Origin of the sequence: Corynebacterium sp. HMSC059E07, assembly GCF_001814395.1 — a bacterium.
Classification (GTDB): Bacteria; Actinomycetota; Actinomycetes; order Mycobacteriales; family Mycobacteriaceae; genus Corynebacterium; species Corynebacterium hesseae.
Genome location: NZ_KV816291.1, coordinates 1 through 536 on the forward strand (window position 1 = coordinate 1; position 536 = coordinate 536).

1 pseudogene is annotated in these 536 nt (G+C 55.2%); it reads right to left on the bottom strand.

The annotated features are described in order from the left end of the window. Positions 1-17: 17 nt before the first annotated feature. Positions 18-536 (bottom strand): annotated as a pseudogene (locus HMPREF2967_RS12790) (transposase); the annotation flags it as partial.

A 536-nucleotide genomic window follows, 5' to 3' on the forward strand; every position in this document is an offset into this window, starting at 1 on the left:
TGGACACTTCTAGCGGTTTATGGTTGTTGCCTGCGTTTGGGCCGGGGTTTGGATAGTTTCGGGTTCATCCGGGGTGGTTGGCGATGTTTCATTCCTTCAACGAGGTTGATGTTGATCTGGCCACCTGGCGGCCTGTGACTCAACGTGATCGGCAGTGGCACGCTGAAGAGGAATTCACCGTCATGGGCTGTGTAGAACTCCGCAACGTTATCGGCTGTGACTGTGGAGTAGAGTCTGCGGTTTTTAAACCTCAGACCGATGTAGAGACCGAAGCCGCACACGCGTACAACGCCATCTTTGCTTACGCAGAGTTGGTCTGGGATGCCCCAGTGGTTTGTTGATTGTGTCGTCGATGCCGTTAGTGTTGGGGTATCGGTGGGAGGTATGCCTTGCAAAGCTGCCATGTCATCGGTGTTGGCCTCGTGTGAAGTTGCCGCTTCCGCGGGGCCGTTGAGCTTTTCGGATACTGCTTGTGGGTTGTGTGCTTGGTTATAGGCGACTATGCGGGCCCAGACCTGCTCGGGATCGAGTGGATG